Genomic DNA, 20,281 nt, shown 5'->3' with positions numbered 1-20,281 from the left:
CAATCGACCCCCTTTATTCGCGGTGGCCGCATTCGTGCGGCCACCGTACTTTTGGTGTACTTTCGTTCACATGCAATCGAATGGATACAATAATTTCCGAATGCGTGTACCCACCTCGACGCATATGACTTTGAATTGCGCGGCGGCATCGACCGTCGTTTTCGTTATCGTGCAATCGAAAGGAGCCACATCAGTCTATGGCAACCAACAACAAGAAATCTAACGTGACGCTCAAGGTCATCCCCCTGGGCGGCCTTGACGGCATCGGCAAGAACATGACCGCCTTCGAGTGCGGCGATGACATGGTGCTCGTCGACGCAGGCCTCATGTTCCCCGACGACAACCAGCCCGGCATCGACCTCGTCCTGCCGGATTACACCTATGTTCTCGAGAACGAGCACAAGCTTCGCGGCATCATCATCACCCATGGCCATGAGGACCATACGGGTGCACTGCCCTATCTCTTGCAGGACCTCAACAACAAGGTGCCGATTTTCTCCAGCAAGCTCACCCTCGGCTTCATCGAGGGCAAGCTTTCCGAGTTCCGCATCCGTGCGCCCAAGTTCCGCGAGGTCAAGGGCGGTAGCCACGTCAATCTCGGCTGCTTCTCCATCGAGTTTTTCTCCACGACGCACTCCATCCCCGGCGCGCTCGGCGTGTTCCTGAAGACTCCGGCTGGTACTGTTGTGCACACGGGCGACTTCAAGCTCGATCAGACCCCGATCGACGGTGTCACCCCCGACTACGGCGCACTCGCAAAGTTCGGCAAGCAGGGCGTCGACTTACTCATGTCCGACTCCACCAACGCCACCGTCCCGGGCTTCACCAAGTCCGAGGCGGAGGTCGGTCCTTCGATCCTCCATGCGATCAAGAACGCCAAGGGTCGCGTCTTCGTCGCCTCCTTCTCCAGCCACATCCACCGCTTGCAGCAGATCTGCGATGCGGCCAAGAAGTGCAATCGCAAGATCGTCGTCACCGGCCGCTCGATGCTCACCAACACGCGTGTCGCACGCGAGCTCGGTTACCTGAAGGTCGACGAGAACGACCTGCTCGATGCGTTCGAGATCAACGGCATCCCCGAGGATAAGCTCGTCGTCATGTGCACCGGCTCGCAGGGTGAGCCGCTCTCCGCTCTCTCCCGCATGGCCAACGGCGAGCACAAGACGCTGTCCATCCACGAGGGCGATACGGTCATCATCTCCGCAACCCCGGTTCCGGGTAATGAGAAGGCCGTCCAGCAGGTCGTGAACAGCCTGGCCAAGCTCGGCTGCGACGTGTACGACAAGAGCCGCGCCCTGGTCCACGTTTCCGGCCACGCCAGCCAGGAGGAGCTTAAGCTCATGCTTGCCCTCACCAAGCCGAGTTACTTCATGCCCGTCCACGGCGAGGCCGTGCATCTGCGCGCGCACGCTGCGCTCGGCCAGAAGATGGGTGTCCCCGCCAAGAACATCTTCGTGATCGACAACGGCGATTCTCTCGAGATGCGCGACGGTGTCGTCAAGCGCGGCCGCTCCGTCGAGTCCGGCGTCGTATACGTCGACGGCCTGCGTATCGGCGATACCGACCCGATCGTCCTGCGCGACCGTCAGAAGCTCGCGAGCGACGGCATGGTGACGGTCGTTGCCATGCTCGACATGAAGCGTAAGAAGATCGGCGACCTCGAGTTCTCCGGTCGCGGCGTCTCGTTCCCCATCGACGACCAGTTCTCCGCCGATGCCTCCGCCGCAATCCAGCGCGCCATCGAGAAGGGCAAGTTCAACTTCTCGAGCTCCGGTACGGATGCCATCCGCAAGGCCGTGCGCGATGCCCTCTCGAATTACATTTGGAACAACAACCGCACGCGACCGATGATCATCCCGGTCGTCATGGAGGTGTAGGTTGGCCCGCTCAGCCAATTCATCTGCAAAGAAATCTCCGGCACGTAAGAACAAGCAAGGGGCGGCCTCCTCGGCCGCCCCGCGCGGTCTGCGGGCCAACGAGGGCCGCGCTCCCGTTTCCGATCACGCCTTCGATTCGCTTATGGACGATACCGCTGGCCGCGACATCGCCGGTATTGCGATCGCCGTGGTCGCCGTGGTCTCGTTCATCGCTGTGGTCTCGCCTACGAGCGCGCCCGTCTCAAACGCTATCGCCGGTTTTTACCACCTGGGCTTCGGCCTGGGTGCCTATGTGCTGCCGTTCGCCCTGCTCATATTCGCCGCCGGTCTCTTCTTGCGCGACCGTGCGCCCTTGAACGCCCGCACGCTTTTAGGCGGCTCTCTCATCCTGCTGGGCGTGCTGGCCATCCTGTCGCTCATGGTTCCGGGCACCGAATTTGCCACCTCAGCCATGTTCGAGCCCGAGGCCCTCTCCACCTCCGGTGGATATGTCGGCGCGTTCATCGCGAGCGCCCTTCAGCAGGCCCTCGGCAAAACCATCTCTCTCGTGGTGCTCATCGGCCTCATCATCGTCGGGTTCGTTGTGATCGGTTTTTCGGTCAGCTCCTTCATGCGTGCGGCCGCCGATCGCGCCCGCGTGCTCGCGGAGCGTCGACGCGTCAACGTGAACGATGCCCCCTGGGGCGATGAGGGCGCACTTCAGCCCGCACAGGGGCGCGCGGCGTTCGGCGGGGCCGCCGTTCAGGGCAACCTGTTCGACGATGCCGGTACCGCCGAGACGACCTTTCTGGGTAATCGTGAGACCACGGTGCTGGATTCCGCTTCCCGGGCGTCTGCCCCCGCAATCGAAGATGAGCCGGATCGCGATGAGGACCCCTTCGTCGATTTGAGCAGCCAGCTCGCTGCTGAACGTGCTGAGACCACGCTCATTCCCGTGCCTGACCGTATTGACCACGTCGATGCGCCGGCCAAAGCCGATGGGGGAGAGGCACCTTCCGCTACGGCCGAATCCCCCGTTGATGACGAGGAGATCCCTCCCTTTGATGTGGATGGTGCGACACGCTCCGTCGTAAAGACCGCCGACGGTCCGCGCGAGATCCCGTCCTTCCTTAAGAGCCATGCTCCCGCTTCCAGCTCCGACAGCTCGGCCAAGGAGGTGCGTCCTTCAAAAACGAGCGTCCCTGCCGCGGCCGATTCGGAAGAGCCCGAGGACGGCCAGCTGCAGCTGCCTCCGCTCAGCATGCTCCGTCACAATCCGCATTCCGCTGTCGCCGCCTCTTCGGACAAGGAGCTCGAGCAGACCGCAAACTCCCTGCAATCTACGTTGAACGAGTTTGGGCTCCACTCCCGCGTTGTCGGATGGATCTCCGGTCCCACCGTGACCACGTTCAAGGTCCAGCCGGGTGAGGGCGAGCGCGTCAGCCGTATCTCCAATCTCGAGGACGATATCGCGTTGTCTCTGGCCGCGCAGTCGGTCCGCATTTTCGCGCCGATTCCCGGCACCTCGCTCGTGGGCATCGAGATTCCCAACGCCAAGCGCCAAAACGTCAACCTCGGCGATGTTTTGCCCTATGTTCAGGGCGGACCGCTCGAGCTTGCCATTGGCCGTGACGCGGAGGGCCAGCCCATCGTCGCCGACCTCGCGAAGATGCCCCACCTTCTCATCGCCGGCACCACCGGCTCCGGTAAGTCCGTCATGATCAACTCCATCATCATGGCGCTGCTCATGAGGAGCCTTCCCGAGGACGTTCGCCTCATCATGGTCGACCCCAAGCGTGTCGAGCTTTCCGGCTATAACGGCTTGCCTCACCTGTACGTCCCGGTTGTCACCGAGCCCAAGCAGGCTGCGAGCGCCCTGCAGTGGGCGGTGTCCGAGATGGAGCGCCGCCTCAAGGTCTTCGAGCGCATCGGCGTCCGCAAGATCTCGACCTTCAACGAAAAGCAGGCTGCCGGCGAGTTCGACCATTACGACAATCCGCCCGCTAAGATGCCCTACCTCGTCATCATCATCGACGAGCTCTCCGACCTTATGATGGTCGCCGGGAAGGATGTCGAGGCGAGCATCGTGCGCATCGCGCAGCTCGGCCGTGCGGCGGGTATCCACCTCATCGTGGCCACGCAGCGCCCGAGCTCCAACGTCGTGACCGGCCTCATCAAGGCGAACATCACCAATCGTATCGCCTTCAACGTCGCCACCGGCATCGACAGCCGCGTCATCATCGATCAGATGGGCGCCGAGAAGCTCACCGGCTACGGAGACATGCTGTTCTCCAAGGTCGACTGGGGCAAGCCCAAGCGCATCCAGGGATGCTTCGTGTCCGATGACGAGATCAACGGTGTCGTCGATTTCGTCAAGGAACAGGGCGCGCCCGATTACCACGAGGAGATCCTGTCTGCCGTGGCGCCCGCAACCATGTCCGGCGGGGGAGGGGGCGGCTTCTACAACGAGGCTCCCACCGAGGAGGACCCGCTATTGTGGGATGCGGCGAAGATCGTTGTCGAGTCGCAGCTCGGCTCCACCTCCGGTCTGCAACGCCGTCTTAAGGTTGGCTATGCGCGCGCCGGTCGCATCATGGACATGCTCGAGGAAAAGGGCATCGTCGGTCCGCCGGACGGCTCAAAGCCGCGCGAGGTGCTCTACGATGAGGAGGGGCTTGCGGCGTTGCGCGCCGTGGAGGAGCCTCTGTCTGAGGAAGAGATTTTTGGAGGGATGTAGATGACCCGTCATTTCGGTGAGATGCTGCTCGAGCGCCGTCGTCAGATGGGCGCTTCGATTCAGCAGGTCGCCAACGTCATCAAAATCCGGCCGCAGATCATCGAGTACTTCGAGACCGAGAACTTCGCTGCCATGCCCCCGCGCGGGTATTCCCAGGGAATCATCGCCAGTTACGCGCGATTCCTCGGCCTGAATCCGCGCGAGGTGGTCGATGCCTATTTCGACGCCCTGCATGAGTACGAGCGCAACGGTTCCGGTGGCCGCGCCGGCCGTTTCCAGGATGCCGCCGCCGATGCCAACCCCCGCAGCTCCAATGCAGCGGGTCGGTACATGATGGTCAATTCTGTTCCCGCATCACGTTATGGTCAGCGCCCGCCTCAGGCCGGATACGTGTCCGAATTCTCATCCGCGCATGAGCCCGTTTCAGCTTCGAGACTTCGACCGGTCAACACCGCCGACTCCCGCCGTCGTCCCTCGCAGGGCGGGTACGATTCCACGTTGCGTTCGCGCGCCCGTCGTTCCGACGGCCACCCGGCCTCCGACCAGCGCGATCCTCGCGCCCACGCTTCTCGTTCACAGGACGGGCGCCCCTATCGCGACCCTCGCGGACCGCGTGGCACCTATCCCGATCAGCGGCCCGTTCGTCGCGCGCCCGGCGGGCAGCCTCCGCGTGGGGGCGCCGGACGGGGACAGGTTCCTCGTGGTGGGTCTCGTCCGCCCCAACAGGGCCCCGATTTGAAATTCCTGGCCATTATGGCTCTCGGTATCTTGATCCTCATCGCGTTGGTCATGGTGCTGCTGCGCGGTTGTGCGCCCAAGCCCGAACCAGCCGGCAGCGCATCTTCGACACCCTCTGCTCAAAAGGCGGATTCCAAGGACACCTCCGAAGATTCAACCGATGTCGACGAGGGAGGCGATTCGTCTACGGACGAGGGTGACGATGCGGACGAGCCGTCCTCATCCAAAGACAAGGCCGACAAGTCCTCCAAGGACGAAGAGCCCAAGGAGACCATCGTCAAGGTCAAGCTCAAGGAGAAGGGCGCAGTTGCCTGGATCGAGGTCAAGCTCGACGGCAAGATCGTCTTGGGCAAGCAAGTCGTCGGTCCCTTCGAGGAGGAATTCAAGGTCGAGACCCAAATCGATATCACCACCAACACGCCGAGCGCCGTCGCCATCTATAAAAACGGCGACAAGGTCCGCTACGATACGAAGGTCTCAGGCGTTGGCAAGGTCTCGATTCTCGCGCCCAAGAAGGAGGAGCCCGAGAAGGTCGTCGACAGCGATGGCGACGGCACGCCCGATATGACCATCGACGAGGCGAAGGAAGCGGGTGTCACCATCCCAGAAGACGTCCTTGCCGCCGCCGAGAAGACCGACGAGCCAACGACCGAACAGTAATCGACCGGTCCGCGTGGACCGAATTGAAAGGAGCCTACTATGGCAAAAGACTCGAGCTTCGACGTTGTGTCCGAAGTCAACATGCAGGAGGTCGACAACGCCTATCAGCAGACGGCCCGTGAGCTTTCCCAGCGCTATGACCTGAAGGACTCCGGCGCCACGATCGAGCTGTCCAAGGCGGACAAGCTCTTTACCATCAACGCTCCGGCCGATTTCGTCTCCCGCCAGATCATCGACGTCCTTTCGTCCAAGCTCATCAAGCGCGGTGTCGACATCAAGACCGTCAAGTGGGACGATCCGCAGGCCGCGAGCGGCGGCACCGTTCGCGTGCTCGGCCATATCGTTGAAGGTATCGACCAGGCGACCGCCAAGAAGATCAACAAGGACATCAAGGATCAGAAGCTCAAGGTCAAGGTGACCATCGAGGCTGACAAGCTGCGCGTCACCAGTGCATCTAAGGACGCCCTGCAGCAGGTCATCGCTTTCCTGCGCGATCAGGATTACGGCCAGCCCCTCCAGTTCACGAACTACCGTTAAGGAGCGCCCATGGCTCACGGATCCATTCTCTACATCACGCTCGGCTGCGCTAAAAACGAAGTCGATACCGACCGCATGCGCGCCCTTCTCAACGGGGCTGGCTACGACGAGGTCTTTTCCGCCGAGGACGCTGATGCGGTGATTATCAACACGTGTTCGTTCCTCGCCTCCGCGACGTCCGAGAGCATCGAGACCACGCTTACGCTCGCCGAGGAGATCTCCGAGGGCGTTCGCGGGACTCGCATCGTCATGTGCGGCTGCGTGCCCTCTCGATACGGTTCCGAGCTCCCGGATGAGCTCCCCGAAGTCGCCGCATTCGTTCGCACCGACGAGGAGGACGGCATCGTCTCCGTCATGGACGAAGTGCTTGGCATCGAGCGCGTCGACCCTCCGTTTATTCCGAGCGTCAAGCGCACGGTTGAGAGCGCCGTCGCCTATGTCAAGATTTCCGATGGCTGCGACCGCTACTGCAGCTTCTGCGCGATTCCCTACATCCGCGGTCGCTATCATTCCCGCTCCGCCGTGAGCATCCTCTCCGAAGTTCGCGATTTGGTCGCCGGCGGTGTTCGCGAGATCGTTCTCATCGGTCAGGACACGGGCATCTGGGGCACTGATTTCAAGGACGAGGTCGACGGTCCCACCAACTTGGCGCAGCTCATGATCGCCGTCGCTGAGGCGGTCCGTCCCGAGCATGTCTGGATCCGCGTCCTCTACCTGCAGCCCGAAGGAATGACCGACGAGCTCATCGCCGCCATCCGCGACACACCCGAGGTCCTGCCCTATATCGACATCCCCGTGCAGCACTGCAACGCGCGCGTCCTGAAGGCAATGCATCGTTCCGGCTCCGCCGAGCAGCTTTCCGACCTCTTCGCGAAGCTTCGCGCCGAGATTCCCGCGATGGTTATCCGCACCACCAGTCTCGTCGGCTTCCCCGGTGAGACCGATGACGAAGCAGCCGAGATGCTCGCGTTCATGGATCGCGAGGGTTTCGATTACACGAGCGTGTTCCCGTATTCTCAGGAGGAGGGGACGTTCGCCGCGAAGATGGACGGTCAGGTTGACGAGGACGTGAAGCTCGAGCGCACTCAGGCCGCCATGGACTTGGCCGAGGCCCTCGGCTTTGCCGCCACAGCCGCCCATGTCGGCGAGGTGGCCGAGGTCATCGTCGACGGTATCGAGGAGACCGACGAGGGCCCCGAGCTTATCGGTCACGCTTGGTTCCAGGCCCCCGATTCCGATGGTGCCGTTCACCTCGAGGTGACCGACGCCGCCGTGGGCGACATTTTGCAGGTCAAATTTACCGACAGCTTCTGCTATGAGCTCGTCGGCGAGGTCGTAGAGGAGTAGTAGGCATGGCCGTCAACGCCAAGGGCGAGGAGATCACGAGCATTTGGACGCCCGCCAACATCGTCACGTGCGTTCGCATTCTGTTCATCCCGCTGTTCATGGTTGCGAGTGAGTTCGCGTTCAGCGGTTTTGCCGCCGGCGGCAACCACTTCGGCATCACCGCAGGCGCCTGGGCAGTCGCCGCCTTCGTTCTGTACTTCGTGCTCAGCGCCACCGACAAGATCGACGGCGATCTTGCCCGCAAGCGCGGTGAGGTGACTGACTTCGGTAAGTTCCTCGACCCGATCGCCGACAAGCTGCTTGTCTTCTCGGCGCTTCTTATCTTGCTCGAGCACGGTCTGGTCAACGTCTGGTTCGTGTTCATCATCTTGCTTCGCGAGTTCCTCGTAAGCGCCCTTCGTATGGTGGCGAGCGCTAACGGCGAGGTCATCGCAGCCGATAATCTCGGAAAGGCCAAGACCGCGGTCACCATGGTATCGCTATGCGCGTACCTGCTCGGTATCGCGCTCGAGTTCCTCGCGCTTCCCGGCATGGTTCAGGCCACCTCCATCGTGCTCACGGTCGCATGGGCGACGATGGTCGCCGCGGTCGTGCTCACGGTCGTCTCGGGCGCACAGTACTTCTGGAACGCCCGTCACGTCATTTTCCGCGTGTAGCGTTCTTTCTCATCGACCCCCGCAAACTCGCTGGTTCCCTGCGCGTTTGCGAGGGTCGCTTGGTTTTAATTGGGGTTTCCAGCATGATTGATATTAATGAGACGACCCTGAACGCCGCCTGTGTACGCGCCGCTGAGGGGCTCGTGCGCCTGGCGACCGAGCGTGATATGCGCGTAAGCACCGCCGAGTCCTGCACTGCTGGCATGGTCTCGTCTTACATCGCCGGGGTGCCGGGGGCCAGCGCCGTCCTGCTCGGCGGCGCCGTCACGTATTGCGACGATATCAAGAATCACGTGCTCGACGTGCCCGCAAAAACACTTGAGAATCATACGGCTGTGAGCGGGGAGACCGCGTCCGCCATGGCGGACGGCAGCCGTAAGCTATTTGGCTCTGATGTTGCGGTGAGCATCACTGGGTATGCGGGCCCTGGCGGAGGTAGTTCCGCCGATCCGGTCGGAACCGTCTATATTGGAGTGGCGACCCAGCGAGGCACTCGGTATGAACGCCATCTGTTCGAAGGTGACCGCATGTCCGTTCGGCTGCAAGCCGCGCTTGGCGCGCTTAAGCTCCTCGCCGCTGCCGTCGTCGATGATGGGGCTTCCGCGTAACTGGCGCACAGGGCTCCCATGATGGGGTTTCCGTGCCGTTATCGCGCGAGGCTCCCCGTTCCTCCACCTGCGATACCCACGCTTCCTCGTGAAATCAGATTCCTTGCGATCTGCGTTCAGATTCCGGTCACATGCTTTCCGATGTATGGGGAATAACGCGGAGTAGCATTTCTCACAGGTCGCTTGACCACGAACACCCGTTCGGATACTATCGACTTGTCAAAATCAAGGAGGAGCAATGGCCAAGAATTCCGGCCCTGCGCGCATCATTCACGAGCGCACCACGGGCGAAGAGCGCGAGAAGATGATTGAAGTCACCAAGGCCGATATCATCAAGAAATTCGGCGACGGCGCGATCATGCGCTACGGAGATGGCGGTCCCGAACTCGAGGTAGAGGCTATTCCAACTGGAGCCATCGCCCTGGATGCCGCATTGGGTATCGGCGGTGTCCCGCGCGGCCGCATCATCGAGATCTACGGTCCCGAGTCTTCCGGCAAGACCACGCTTTCGCTGGAAATCGTCGCGGAGGCACAGGCCATGGGTGGCGTCGCAGCGTTCATCGACGCCGAGCACGCCCTGGATCCCACGTATGCTGCTCGCATCGGTGTCGATATCGACGAGGTGCTCATCTCACAGCCCGATACCGGTGAGCAGGCGCTTGAGATCTGTGACATGCTCGTCCGCTCCGGAGCCATCGACGTCGTCGTCATCGACTCCGTCGCCGCCCTGGTGCCTCGTGCCGAAATCGAGGGTGAGATCGGCGAAACGACGGTGGGTCTCCAGGCCCGCCTGATGAGCCAGGCCCTGCGCAAGCTTGCCGGCTCCCTCGCAAAATCAAACACGACCTGTATCTTCATCAACCAGCTTCGCGAGAAAATCGGCGTCATGTTCGGCAACCCCGAGACGACGACCGGTGGTCGCGCTCTCAAGTTCTTCTCTTCCGTCCGCATCGACATCCGTCGAATCGAGAGCATCAAGGTCAAGGATGAGATCGTGGGCAACCGCGTGCGCGCCAAGGTTGTGAAGAACAAGGTTGCCGCTCCGTTCAGGACTGCGGAATTCGACATCATGTACGGTACGGGCATCTCCAAGGAGGGCTCGGTGCTCGACATGGCCGTCCAGTTCAATTTCGTCACCAAGGCCGGTGCCTGGTTCACGTATGACGGCGAACGACTCGGTCAGGGTCGCGAGGCCGCAAAGGAGAAGCTGCGCAAGACCCCTGAGCTCTTGGCCGAGCTCGAGCACAAGGTCCGTGTCGCATGCGGCCTTGAGTTCGAAGATGAACCCGTGGGTACCATCGTCGATGATGTCGAATTCGATAGTTCGTCCGAGGCCTAGCAAGCACGCGTGCTATGACGTTGCTCATGACTGAGCTCGAGGTGCGCCTTCCCGATCGAAGGAGCGCCTCGAGCTTCTCCACCTCAAAAAAGCCCATGGCAGAAGTCTCCTGCATCATGGATAACGGCCGATCAAGGGAAATCGTCGTCCCCGTTCGCGTGGGACGCTTGCTCATGACCGATGCCATAGCTCTGCCGCTTCCCGAAGGGGAGGCGTTCGATGCCATCCATGCACTTGAGGGCAAGATTTGTTTTGCTCAGCTGACTGAGATGTTATCGAGGCGCGACTATGCCGTCCTCGAGGCGCGGGAACGACTACTCAATTACGGATATCGTGAGATCGAAATCGATGCGGCCCTATCCAAGGCAATCGATGTCAGGTTCCTTGATGACAGTAGGTTTGCGACCTATTTCATCTCCGAACGCATTCGGCGCGGTTGGGGACGGCGGAAAATCGAAATCGAATTAAGGCGCAAAGGCGTCGATGCCAACGACCTGCCTGGCTACCCTGAGGACTTCTTCTCTGACGATGACGAGCTCGATCGCGCGATCGAGCTGCTGTCTCGCAAGTCGATTCCGTCAGTGAGGCCCCAGGAGAAGCTCATCCGACACCTCATGGCAAAGGGGTTTTCATATTCCGTGTCGGCCGAGGCCGCTCGACGCCGTTTATCGTCCGATACCTTATGAAACTTTGACAAATCCCCTGCCACCTCGTAGGATGGATTTGTCATTTGTTTGTTATGCGCTCATCCTCGCAGATGAGATTGACGATATTTTCTATCGGAACGATTTCATAGGCCCTTCGGTGGACCATACCCGGCAAATGTCCTGCGCCTTCCTTATCGGTGGGTGCAGTTTTCTTGCATCTTTAACCACTAAAAGGAGTCCATCATGCCAATGGAGCTTGTTCTCGTCGGCATCGTGTGCCTGGCAATCGGCGCTTTTGCCGCCGTCTTGGCCATGCGCAACGCCAAGTCCGGAAGCATTCGCGAGGCCGAATCGAAGGTTACCGCCGCCCATTCTGAAGCCGAGCAGGTGATGGCCGATGCGAAGCGCGCGGCCGAGACCCTTAAGAAGGAGGCCCTCCTCGAGGCCAAGGAGGAGATCATCCAGAATAAGCAGGCCGCCGAGGCAGAGGAGGCTCAGCGTAAGAAGGAGATCCGCGCCCTCGAGAACCGTGTGATGCAGCGTGAGGAGTCCCTTGATCGCCGCAATGAGGCCCTTGATAAGCGAGAGCACCAGCTTTCCAGCCAGCAGGGTCAGATCGACAAGCGCTCTCGTGAGCTTGAGGAGCTCTATGCTCGTCAGACGGACGAGCTCGAGCGCATCTCTGAGCTTACCCGCGAGGACGCCCACGCAGAGCTTCTCGACAAGGTTCGCGGCGAGGTGACCCACGAAGCCGCCACGATCATTCGCGAGTCCGAGCAGAAGGTCAAGGCCGAGTGCCATAAGACCGCTCAGGAGATCATCTCCCTCGCCATCCAGCGTTGCGCTTCCGATCACACCGCCGAGGTCACCGTCACGTCCGTTCACATTCCCTCTGACGACCTCAAGGGCCGTATCATCGGACGCGAAGGCCGCAACATCCGCACGTTCGAGCAGGTTTCCGGCGTCAATCTCGTCATTGACGACACCCCTGAGACCGTCGTCCTCTCCAGCTTTGATCCGGTTCGTCGCGAGACCGCTCGCGTCGCCCTTGAGAACCTGATCGCCGATGGCCGCATTCACCCAGCCCGCATTGAGGAGATGTACCAGAAGGCCTCTGACCTTGTGCAGCAGCGCGTCCGCGAGGCTGGCGAGCAGGCGGCATTCGATATGGGCATCCACGACCTGCACCCCGAGATCGTCAAGACCCTCGGTGCCCTTCGCTATCGCACCTCCTTTGGCCAGAACGTTCTCCGTCACTCCCTCGAGGTGGCCGACCTTTGTGCCATCATGGCCGCTGAGCTCGGTATCGATGTCGTGACCGCGAAGCGCGCCGGCCTTCTGCATGATCTCGGCAAGGCCATCGATCATGAGGTCGAGGGTCCGCATGCCGTCATCGGCGCCGAACTTGCCCGTCGTTATGGCGAGAAGCCCGCAATCGTTCACGCGATTGAGGCGCATCACGGCGATACCGATCCCAACACCGTCCTGGACGTGCTCGTCCAGGCTGGCGATGCCATTTCTGCCTCCCGTCCCGGCGCTCGCCGCGAGTCCGCTGAGAACTACATCAAGCGTCTCGAGAAGCTCGAGGAGATCGCGAACTCCCACGAGGGCGTGGAGCGCACCTACGCCATGCAGGCCGGTCGTGAGGTCCACGTCATGGTTCAGCCCGACAAGGTCTCCGACGCCGAATCCACGGTCCTGGCGCACGATATCGCCCAGCAGATCGAGGAAGAGATGGAGTATCCCGGCCAGGTTCGCGTCGTGGTCATTCGCGAGAGCCGCGCCGTCGATATTGCAAAGTAGTGTGACCCATGTCTGACGGCAACGACCTTATTTCGTTCATCGCCTCCATGTCCGGCGAGGGAAACCTTCGTGTCGAGGAGAACCTCGGCGACGGCTTCGTTCGCCTGCGCGTTTCCGAGGCTGAACGCCGTCAGGCAAAACACGATATCCAACATGTCGAGGACATCGTCGTCGAAATGCTGCGAAATGCACGCGACGCAGGTGCTCGCAATATCTACCTCGCCACGAGTAAGGAGGAGGGTGTTCGCACCCTCCTTTTCCTCGATGACGGATCGGGAGTGCCAGAGGATATGCGTGATCGCATCTTCGATGCGCGCGTCACATCCAAGCTCGAAAGCATGCGTATGGACAAATGGGGTGTCCATGGACGCGGTATGGCCCTTTTCTCAATTCGTCAGAACACTCAAACGGCCGAGGTCGTCACCTCTGCTCAAGGTGGCGGCTCGTCATTCCGCGTCGTCGTCGATACCGCTTCTCTCGGTGAGCGTGCCGACCAATCGACCTGGCCGACCGCCTCAAAAGACGAGGATGGCATTCTTTCCTGCGTGAAAGGCCCTCACAACATCAATCGTGCTGTTTGCGAGTTCGCATGTGAAGAGCTGCATGGTTGTGACGTATATCTTGGCACCCCCACCGAAATCGCCGCTACGCTATACGCTCACGCAGCATCTCGTGTCGATACCACACGTTTGCTTTTCTTGGATTCTGAACAATCGTTGCCGGTCGTCGATCGTCTGACCTGCGCGGCGGATGCCGGCGACTTCATTCGAATCGCATCCGACATGGGCATAGAGATTTCCGAGCGCACCGCCCATCGCATTCTCGGCGGTTCTATCGCGCCGCTCAAGAGCATCGCCTCTCGTCTTCTGCGCGAAAAGGAGCCTGCGATAGGGGAGCCAGCTCAAATCGATCTTACGCGCGACCGACGCGGTCTCAAGATCTCGAAGGAAGATATCGCTTCTTTTTCTCGTACGATGGAACGAGATTTTACCGATCTGGCATCTCGATATTTCCTGACGTTGTCGCGCGAGCCGAAAGTCCGCGTCACAAAAGACCGCATCACTGTCACCTTTGATATCGACAAGGAAGACACCTAGCCCGTGCACTTGCCCATGTGTAGTCCATGGGGTATCTTTACACCAACTAAAACACACCAAAATATGCACTTTATTCGCTGGAGAAATGTACATGGAGTTCCTCAAGGTCTCGAGTAAATCATCGCCCGCCTCGGTGGCAGGCGCTATAGCCGGCATGGTCAAAGATGGCGTCCCCGTCAACATGCAGTGCGTCGGCGCCGGCGCCGTCAACCAAGCCATCAAGGCGATGGCAATCGCCCGCGGGTTTCTGATCCCCACCGGGTTCGACATCTCTTGCGCTCCGGTCTTCTCGGACATCCTTATAAACGGTGAATCTCGTACAGCCATACGTCTGTCCGTGTATGTGCACCATATCTCGTACAACTCCGCCGATATCCCCGATTTTCCCGACGATTTTAAGCAGGTTTGCTAACATGTCCAACCTTTCTATCCTTTCTGGAAAGACCTATTTCATCCGCACGTTCGGATGCCAGATGAATTTGCACGATTCCGAACGCGTAAGCGGCTTGTTGGATTCCTGCGGCTGCTTGGTTGCTTCAAGTCCCGCAGATGCCGATATCGTCATCTTCATGACATGCTGTGTGCGCGAGGCTGCGGATACCCGCCTGTACGGTCAGTGCTCCTCTTGCAAAAGCCTTCCTGCATCGCCTTCCGGCAAGCGCGTCATCGCCGTAGGCGGCTGCATCGCCCAGCGTGATGGTGAGGGCCTGCTCACCAATCTCGATAACGTCGACGTCATTTTCGGAACTCACTCAATCGCCCATGTCGCCGATCTCCTGGCCGATGCCTTCGCAGACGGCGACCATCATGTCCGTGTCGAGGAGATCGACACCGGCGCTGCCACCGATATGCCTTGGCATCGTGAGACCGCTTTTCACGCATGGGTTCCGATCATGACCGGCTGCAATAATTTCTGCAGCTATTGCATCGTTCCATACGTTCGCGGACGCGAGAAGAGCCGTCCCATGGACGAAATCGTCGATGAGGTGACCGGGCTTGTCCGCCAAGGCGTTCGATCCATCACGCTTCTTGGCCAGAACGTCAACTCCTATGGGCGCGACCACGATCACGACCCACGTTTTGCCGAGCTGCTCCGCCGCGTGGGCGACACCGGAATCGAGCGCATCTACTTTACCTCGTCTCATCCGAAGGATCTCCTTCCCGAGACGATTGATGCCATGGCCGAAGTTCCCGCTGTCATGCCGCAACTTCACCTGGCCGTTCAGTCCGGTTCTTCACGCATCTTGAAACTCATGAATCGCAAGTACACACGCGAACAATATCTTGACCTGGTGCAGCGTGTCCGCGATCGCATTCCCAATATCGCCCTCACCACGGATATCATCGTCGGTTTCCCCGGTGAGACGGAAGAGGATTTCGAGCAGACCGTCTCCCTCGTCGATGAAGCGAAATTCGCTCAGGCGTTCACGTTCATCTACTCCAAGCGTGAGGGAACGCCTGCTGCGAAAATCGTCGACCCCACTCCTCGTTCGGTTATTCAAGAGCGCTTCGATCGCCTCGTAAAGCATGTCGAGCAGACCGCCTTCGACTTCAACCAAGGCTCACTGGACACCACCGTCCCCATGCTCATCGAAGGCACGTCCAAGAAGGACCCCAACGTTTTGCAGGGCAAGAGCCCTTGGAACCAAACCGTGCACTGCCCTGTGCCCGCGGGCGTGGACCCCACGACGCTCATCGGCAAGGTCATCGACGTCCACGTCGATACGGCACGCACATGGTATTTGTCGGGTGCGTCCGTAGGCGATGCTCGATGACTCCAATCGTAGCGATAACGGGACCCACTGCTGTTGGAAAGAGCTCCCTCGCCGATATGCTCGCCATACGATGGGGGAGTGAGGTGCTTTCCGCCGATGCCATGCAGGTTTATCGTGGTATGGATATCGGAACGGCCAAAACGCCCGTCGACGAGCGCCCCGTTCCGCTGCGTCTCGTTGACTTAGTGGACGTATTTCAACCGTATTCCGCCGCGCAGTTCCAGGTTGACGCACGTGGTGAGGTCGAACGGCTGCGAGGCGAAGGCAAAACGCCCATATTTTGCGGCGGCACCGGGTTGTATTTGCGCGCTGCGCTCGATGACATGCACTTCCCCAAGGGGGAGGTCGACGATGAGCGTCGCGAGCGCTACAACAAGCTCGCCGAGGATCTCGGACCCCTCGGAATTCACGCTATGCTCGAGAAACGCGATCCCCGAAGCGCGGAGATTATTCATCCCAATAACGTTAAACGTGTCGTTCGCGCGCTTGAAATGTGCGATGAGGGTGTTTCCTACGCCGATCAGGCAGCTGGGTTTTCACAGCACAATCCGTTTTACGAGCACGCAACCTTTGCGCTCACCATGGACCGCGCCCGTTTGTACGAGCGGATCGATCGACGCGTCGACGTTATGATGGGCGAGGGCCTCCTTGAAGAGGTCAAGGGACTGCTTGATTGCGGCGCACGTGACGCGCTCACGTCCATGCAGGCAATCGGATACAAAGAGATCATTTCATACCTCGATGGCGAATGCACTCTTTCCGATGCAGTCGACCTGATCAAACAGCGCTCCCGCCGCTATGCAAAGCGCCAGATCAGCTGGTGTAAACGCGACGAACGAACACGTTGGATCGATCTCGATAGGATGGGAGTCGAAGACGCCCTCGATCTTATTGAGCACGAGGTGCTGAAAGGATGAGTCGTTTCGAACTCGTGGACACTGCTCCGACACCAGAGCGCGCTATCCTCGTCGGCGTTGACTGGAGAAGCGACGGTTGGCCTATCGAGCGCTCGCTCGACGAACTCGAGCGGCTCGCCGACACGGCGGGCGCTGGCACCGTAGCCCGACTGACGCAACGACTCGACCGACCCGTACCGAAATCCTATATCGGGTCGGGCAAAGTTGAAGAACTCAAAGGCTTCGTGCAAAGACTCGATGCCGATGTGGTGATTTTCGATGATGACCTGAGTCCCTCTCAGCAGTCCTATCTTGAACGCGCACTCGGTGAACCGACGAAGGTCATCGACCGTACCGCCCTTATTCTCGATATCTTCGGCTTGCACGCTCGAACACGCGAAGGCCGCCTGCAAGTCCAGCTCGCACAATTGCAATATCTTTTGCCACGACTGCGGGGCATGTGGAGCCATCTTGCTAAAGAGCAGACGCGCGGCGGCATCGGCAGCAGGTTCGGTCAGGGTGAGAGCCAGCTGGAAATCGACCGACGCATGATTCGCAATCGTATCGCCCAACTGAGGCGTGAACTGCGAGAGGTCGAGAAACGTCGTGACGTTCAATCGAAGAAGCGCAATGACTCGCAGACGTTTCGCATCGCGCTCGCAGGCTATACGAATGCCGGGAAGTCCTCGCTGCTCAATCAGCTCTGCGGCCCCTCTGTGCTTGCGCAGGACAAGCTTTTCGCCACGCTCGATCCGACGACCCGCTCACTCAGTCTTCCCGGTGGCAGAAACGTGACCATTACCGACACCGTCGGTTTCATCCAGAAGCTACCGCACGGCTTGGTCGAGGCTTTCAAATCAACGTTATCGGAAGTTAGGGACGCCGATCTCATCCTGCGGGTGGTCGATATCTCCGATACTGATTATCCGCGGCATGTCGATGCCGTAGAGCACGTTCTCGATGAAGTTGGGGCGGCCGAGCAGCCGGCCGTCACTGTATATAACAAGATCGATCGCCTGGATCCCTCTGTAGTTGAATCGCTGAGGCGCCGAGAGCCCAGGGCCGTATTCTTTTCCGCCGTTACCGGAGAGGGGAAAGAGGAGCTGCTGAATCGGATAATCCATGAAGCGTCGGCATGTGATGCACCGATATCTTGCGAGATTCCCTATCGGGAAGGCCTGCTGCTCTCCTCCATAAGGACTCAGGGCAACATTCTTATCGAGGAGTACCTCGAGGATCGGATCAGGCTCGTTTGCAAGGTGCCGCGCCATATTGCCGCGCGCGTCAAACCATACGTCACGGAGTGAGCCGAGGGGCTCACTCCGATTCCGAATTTTCGATCCAATTATTTAAAAGCGACGCATCAGGGCGACAACCTTGCCGAGTATCGTCGGGTTGTCGGCGTAGATGGGTTCCATGGCGTCATTCTCGGGTTGGAGTCGAACGCGGCCGCGCTCCTTATAGAACGTTTTAACCGTTGCCGACCCATCGATCATGGCGACGACAATCTCGCCGTTCATGGCGCTTTTCTGCTCGCGCACGATGATGTAATCGCCGTTGAAGATGCCAGCATTGATCATGGAATCCCCGTGCACCTCCAGGACAAACGAGCTTGAATCCGTTGCGATCTCCGTGGGAACAGTAAACGAATCCTCGATATTCTGCTCTGCGAGAATGGGCATGCCAGCAGCGACACGACCGACGAGGGGCAATTTGACCGTGCCACGGGCAGACGAGGCGGTGGATTCTTCCGGCTTGTACGACGATCCGTCGGAATTGAACACCTCGAGCGCGCGCGGCTTCGTCGCGTCACGGCGAATCAAGCCGTGCTCTTCGAGCGCGCTGAGGTGAGCATGGACAGTGGATGGAGAAGAGAGCCCGACGGCGGCCGCCATCTCGCGAACGCTCGGGGGATAGCCCTTTTCCTTTTGATAGGAGCGGATGAAATCGTAAATCTGTTGCTGGCGCTTGGTGATTTTACGGCTCACGGCAGATCCCTTCTCATCAAACACTTGTTCGAATATTTCTTGACAGGAACAACTGTTCGAAGATAATAATACACGAACACCCGTTCTAAGAGAACGAGTTTTGTCCGAACGGCCATTTATATCTATATGCAGAGAACAGAGCCGAAAGGAGCACGCCATGAAGAGTCAGATCCGCGTTGTTGGAAATCTCGCCCTCGCCCCTGCTGAGGAGCATCGTTTCACCGTTATCGACGGGTCTGCTGCTCAAAAGGCGGTCGCACCTTCGCGCCCGCAGCTATTCGCCCCGATTGCATATCCCAGTCGCACGGTGCTCGAGGGCGCCAAGATGAACGATAAACTTGTATTCACCCTCGCTGCGCTTGCGGTATCTGTCTGCGTTGCAGGCACTATATTCATGGGGTCCGCTTCCTCGGATTCCAAGCTTAACGCGCTTCTGAACGCCCCCACCAAAATCGTCGAGGTCACCACCGGCGACACGCTGTGGAACATCGCCGAAAAGAACCCTATCGACGGCCTCTCCATTACTGAGACAGTCGATGCCATCAAGATGGTCAACGACCTCGATTCGGGCCTGCTGGTTCCTGGTATGGAGCTTTCCGTTCCCACCGCTGCAAGGTAATAGGTTTCCAGCGGAACTAAATTGTGCTACACCCCCTCATCGCATGGTATTCTAAATAGGTTGTCTCAATGGGAGGGGGATAGCGATATGCGTTGTCCAAGCTGTGGACATGATGACACGCGCGTCATTGATTCTCGAGCGCAGGATACAACCAATGCCATCAAGCGCCGGCGTGAGTGCCGTTCTTGTGGATATCGTTTCACCACGTTCGAGCGATGCGAGGATCCCATCGAAGTTATAAAAAGCGATGGGTCCGTCCAGCCCTTTGACCGCAATAAGTTACTCGTCGGACTGATGCGCGCCACCTCGAAACGAGACATCGACCTGTCCGAACTCAACGCGCTCATCGATGATATCGAGCGCGAGCTTCGAGGCGGAACGCTGACTGCCATCCGATCGCACGACATCGGCGACATGGTCCTAAAGAGGCTAGAACGCATCGATAAGGTCGCTTACATCCGCTTCGCATCCGTCTATCGCGATTTCCGCGATGTCGATGAGTTTATTTCCGAGCTTGATAAGTTGAGGTAACCATGTCCGAGCTTTCCGTTTCCATTAAGCGTCTCGATCCGAGCGTCGAACTCCCCTCATATGCATACGAGGGGGATGCAGGCCTCGACCTGCGTGCCAATGCGGACGTCGTCATCGAACCCTATCAGCGCGTCCTCATCCCAACGGGTCTTGCGATTGCAATTCCCGATGGCTACGCGGGCTTTGTGCAGCCGCGCAGCGGCATGGCCCTAAAGCAGGGGCTCTCCATCGCCAACACGCCCGGTCTCATCGACGCCCACTATCGTGGCGAGCTCAAGGTGATCGCGGTGAATCTCGACTCCGGAAAGGCTATCCACATCGAGCGAGGCGAGCGTATCGCTCAGCTCGTCATCCAGCAGGTGCCCGTCGTGCACCTCGTAGAAGTCGACGAACTCGACGAGACTGACCGCGGTTGCGGCGGTTTCGGTTCGAGTGGTTCGAAATAAG

General features: G+C 59.5%; 19 protein-coding genes. 18 read left to right on the top strand and 1 reads right to left on the bottom strand.

Features of this window, described 5'->3' with window-relative positions; genetic code table 11:
- The first annotated feature begins 197 nt into the window (after nucleotides 1-197).
- The 15 genes from AOBCEHNH_RS03475 (at nucleotide 198) to hflX (ending at nucleotide 18,003) form a co-directional block, all read left to right on the top strand.
- Nucleotides 198-1,877 (top strand): ribonuclease J, encoded by a 1,680-nt coding sequence (locus AOBCEHNH_RS03475; RefSeq protein ID WP_152063168.1) that lies wholly within the window; start codon nucleotides 198-200, stop codon nucleotides 1,875-1,877.
- 142 nt (nucleotides 1,878-2,019) lie between these two features.
- Nucleotides 2,020-4,593 (top strand): FtsK/SpoIIIE family DNA translocase, encoded by a 2,574-nt coding sequence (locus tag AOBCEHNH_RS03470; RefSeq protein WP_152063167.1) that lies wholly within the window; start codon nucleotides 2,020-2,022, stop codon nucleotides 4,591-4,593.
- Nucleotides 4,594-5,991: a helix-turn-helix domain-containing protein gene (locus tag AOBCEHNH_RS03465; RefSeq protein ID WP_152063166.1), complete on the top strand. Its 1,398-nt coding sequence runs from the start codon at nucleotides 4,594-4,596 to the stop codon at nucleotides 5,989-5,991.
- A 39-nt stretch (nucleotides 5,992-6,030) separates the two neighbouring features.
- Nucleotides 6,031-6,528, top strand: a complete 498-nt coding sequence (locus AOBCEHNH_RS03460) for a YajQ family cyclic di-GMP-binding protein (RefSeq protein WP_152063165.1) — start codon at nucleotides 6,031-6,033, stop codon at nucleotides 6,526-6,528.
- Nucleotides 6,529-6,537: 9 nt separating this feature from the next.
- Nucleotides 6,538-7,875 carry a 30S ribosomal protein S12 methylthiotransferase RimO gene (gene rimO, locus AOBCEHNH_RS03455; RefSeq protein ID WP_152063164.1) on the top strand — a complete coding sequence of 446 codons (1,338 nt, stop codon included), beginning with the start codon at nucleotides 6,538-6,540 and terminating at the stop codon, nucleotides 7,873-7,875.
- 5 nt (nucleotides 7,876-7,880) lie between these two features.
- The gene (pgsA, locus tag AOBCEHNH_RS03450; protein ID WP_006722646.1) at nucleotides 7,881-8,531 is read left to right on the top strand and encodes a CDP-diacylglycerol--glycerol-3-phosphate 3-phosphatidyltransferase; all 651 of its coding nucleotides are present in this window, start codon (nucleotides 7,881-7,883) and stop codon (nucleotides 8,529-8,531) included.
- A gap of 83 nt (nucleotides 8,532-8,614) precedes the next feature.
- Nucleotides 8,615-9,139 carry a CinA family protein gene (locus tag AOBCEHNH_RS03445; protein WP_152063163.1) on the top strand — a complete coding sequence of 175 codons (525 nt, stop codon included), beginning with the start codon at nucleotides 8,615-8,617 and terminating at the stop codon, nucleotides 9,137-9,139.
- Nucleotides 9,140-9,377: 238 nt separating this feature from the next.
- The gene (recA, locus tag AOBCEHNH_RS03440) at nucleotides 9,378-10,478 is read left to right on the top strand and encodes a recombinase RecA (RefSeq protein WP_006722649.1); all 1,101 of its coding nucleotides are present in this window, start codon (nucleotides 9,378-9,380) and stop codon (nucleotides 10,476-10,478) included.
- A gap of 14 nt (nucleotides 10,479-10,492) precedes the next feature.
- A complete protein-coding gene (locus tag AOBCEHNH_RS03435) occupies nucleotides 10,493-11,164 on the top strand; it encodes a regulatory protein RecX (protein ID WP_152063162.1) in 672 nt (223 codons plus the stop codon).
- Nucleotides 11,165-11,368: 204 nt separating this feature from the next.
- Nucleotides 11,369-12,928 carry a ribonuclease Y gene (rny, locus tag AOBCEHNH_RS03430; protein WP_370739231.1) on the top strand — a complete coding sequence of 520 codons (1,560 nt, stop codon included), beginning with the start codon at nucleotides 11,369-11,371 and terminating at the stop codon, nucleotides 12,926-12,928.
- A gap of 8 nt (nucleotides 12,929-12,936) precedes the next feature.
- Nucleotides 12,937-14,025 (top strand): ATP-binding protein, encoded by a 1,089-nt coding sequence (locus tag AOBCEHNH_RS03425; protein WP_006722652.1) that lies wholly within the window; start codon nucleotides 12,937-12,939, stop codon nucleotides 14,023-14,025.
- Nucleotides 14,026-14,116: 91 nt separating this feature from the next.
- Nucleotides 14,117-14,437 carry a stage V sporulation protein S gene (locus tag AOBCEHNH_RS03420; RefSeq protein ID WP_118103255.1) on the top strand — a complete coding sequence of 107 codons (321 nt, stop codon included), beginning with the start codon at nucleotides 14,117-14,119 and terminating at the stop codon, nucleotides 14,435-14,437.
- A 1-nt stretch (nucleotide 14,438) separates the two neighbouring features.
- Nucleotides 14,439-15,800 carry a tRNA (N6-isopentenyl adenosine(37)-C2)-methylthiotransferase MiaB gene (gene miaB, locus AOBCEHNH_RS03415; protein ID WP_152063161.1) on the top strand — a complete coding sequence of 454 codons (1,362 nt, stop codon included), beginning with the start codon at nucleotides 14,439-14,441 and terminating at the stop codon, nucleotides 15,798-15,800.
- Nucleotides 15,797-16,717 carry a tRNA (adenosine(37)-N6)-dimethylallyltransferase MiaA gene (miaA, locus tag AOBCEHNH_RS03410; RefSeq protein WP_152063160.1) on the top strand — a complete coding sequence of 307 codons (921 nt, stop codon included), beginning with the start codon at nucleotides 15,797-15,799 and terminating at the stop codon, nucleotides 16,715-16,717. The genes miaB and miaA overlap by 4 nt, the downstream gene beginning before the upstream one ends.
- Nucleotides 16,714-18,003 (top strand): GTPase HflX, encoded by a 1,290-nt coding sequence (gene hflX, locus AOBCEHNH_RS03405; RefSeq protein WP_152063159.1) that lies wholly within the window; start codon nucleotides 16,714-16,716, stop codon nucleotides 18,001-18,003. Before miaA ends, hflX begins: the two co-directional genes overlap by 4 nt.
- A 42-nt stretch (nucleotides 18,004-18,045) precedes the next feature.
- Here the strand turns inward: hflX and lexA are convergent, their stop codons facing one another.
- Nucleotides 18,046-18,684, bottom strand: a complete 639-nt coding sequence (gene lexA / locus AOBCEHNH_RS03400) for a transcriptional repressor LexA (protein ID WP_039910258.1) — start codon at nucleotides 18,682-18,684, stop codon at nucleotides 18,046-18,048.
- Between the two features lie 157 nt (nucleotides 18,685-18,841).
- Between lexA and AOBCEHNH_RS03395 the strand changes: the two genes are divergently transcribed.
- The 3 genes from AOBCEHNH_RS03395 (at nucleotide 18,842) to dut (ending at nucleotide 20,280) form a co-directional block, all read left to right on the top strand.
- Nucleotides 18,842-19,303 (top strand): LysM peptidoglycan-binding domain-containing protein, encoded by a 462-nt coding sequence (locus tag AOBCEHNH_RS03395; RefSeq protein WP_006722658.1) that lies wholly within the window; start codon nucleotides 18,842-18,844, stop codon nucleotides 19,301-19,303.
- Between the two features lie 87 nt (nucleotides 19,304-19,390).
- Nucleotides 19,391-19,834: a transcriptional regulator NrdR gene (nrdR, locus tag AOBCEHNH_RS03390; RefSeq protein WP_039910259.1), complete on the top strand. Its 444-nt coding sequence runs from the start codon at nucleotides 19,391-19,393 to the stop codon at nucleotides 19,832-19,834.
- Nucleotides 19,835-19,836: 2 nt separating this feature from the next.
- The gene (dut, locus tag AOBCEHNH_RS03385; RefSeq protein WP_152063158.1) at nucleotides 19,837-20,280 is read left to right on the top strand and encodes a dUTP diphosphatase; all 444 of its coding nucleotides are present in this window, start codon (nucleotides 19,837-19,839) and stop codon (nucleotides 20,278-20,280) included.
- The last annotated feature ends 1 nt before the right edge of the window (nucleotide 20,281 follow it).

It is taken from the genome of Collinsella intestinalis (assembly GCF_902501455.1).
Taxonomy (GTDB): Bacteria; Actinomycetota; Coriobacteriia; order Coriobacteriales; family Coriobacteriaceae; genus Collinsella; species Collinsella intestinalis.
The sequence above is the reverse complement of the archived record's forward strand: the minus strand, read 5'-3'. Positions and strand labels throughout refer to the sequence as shown.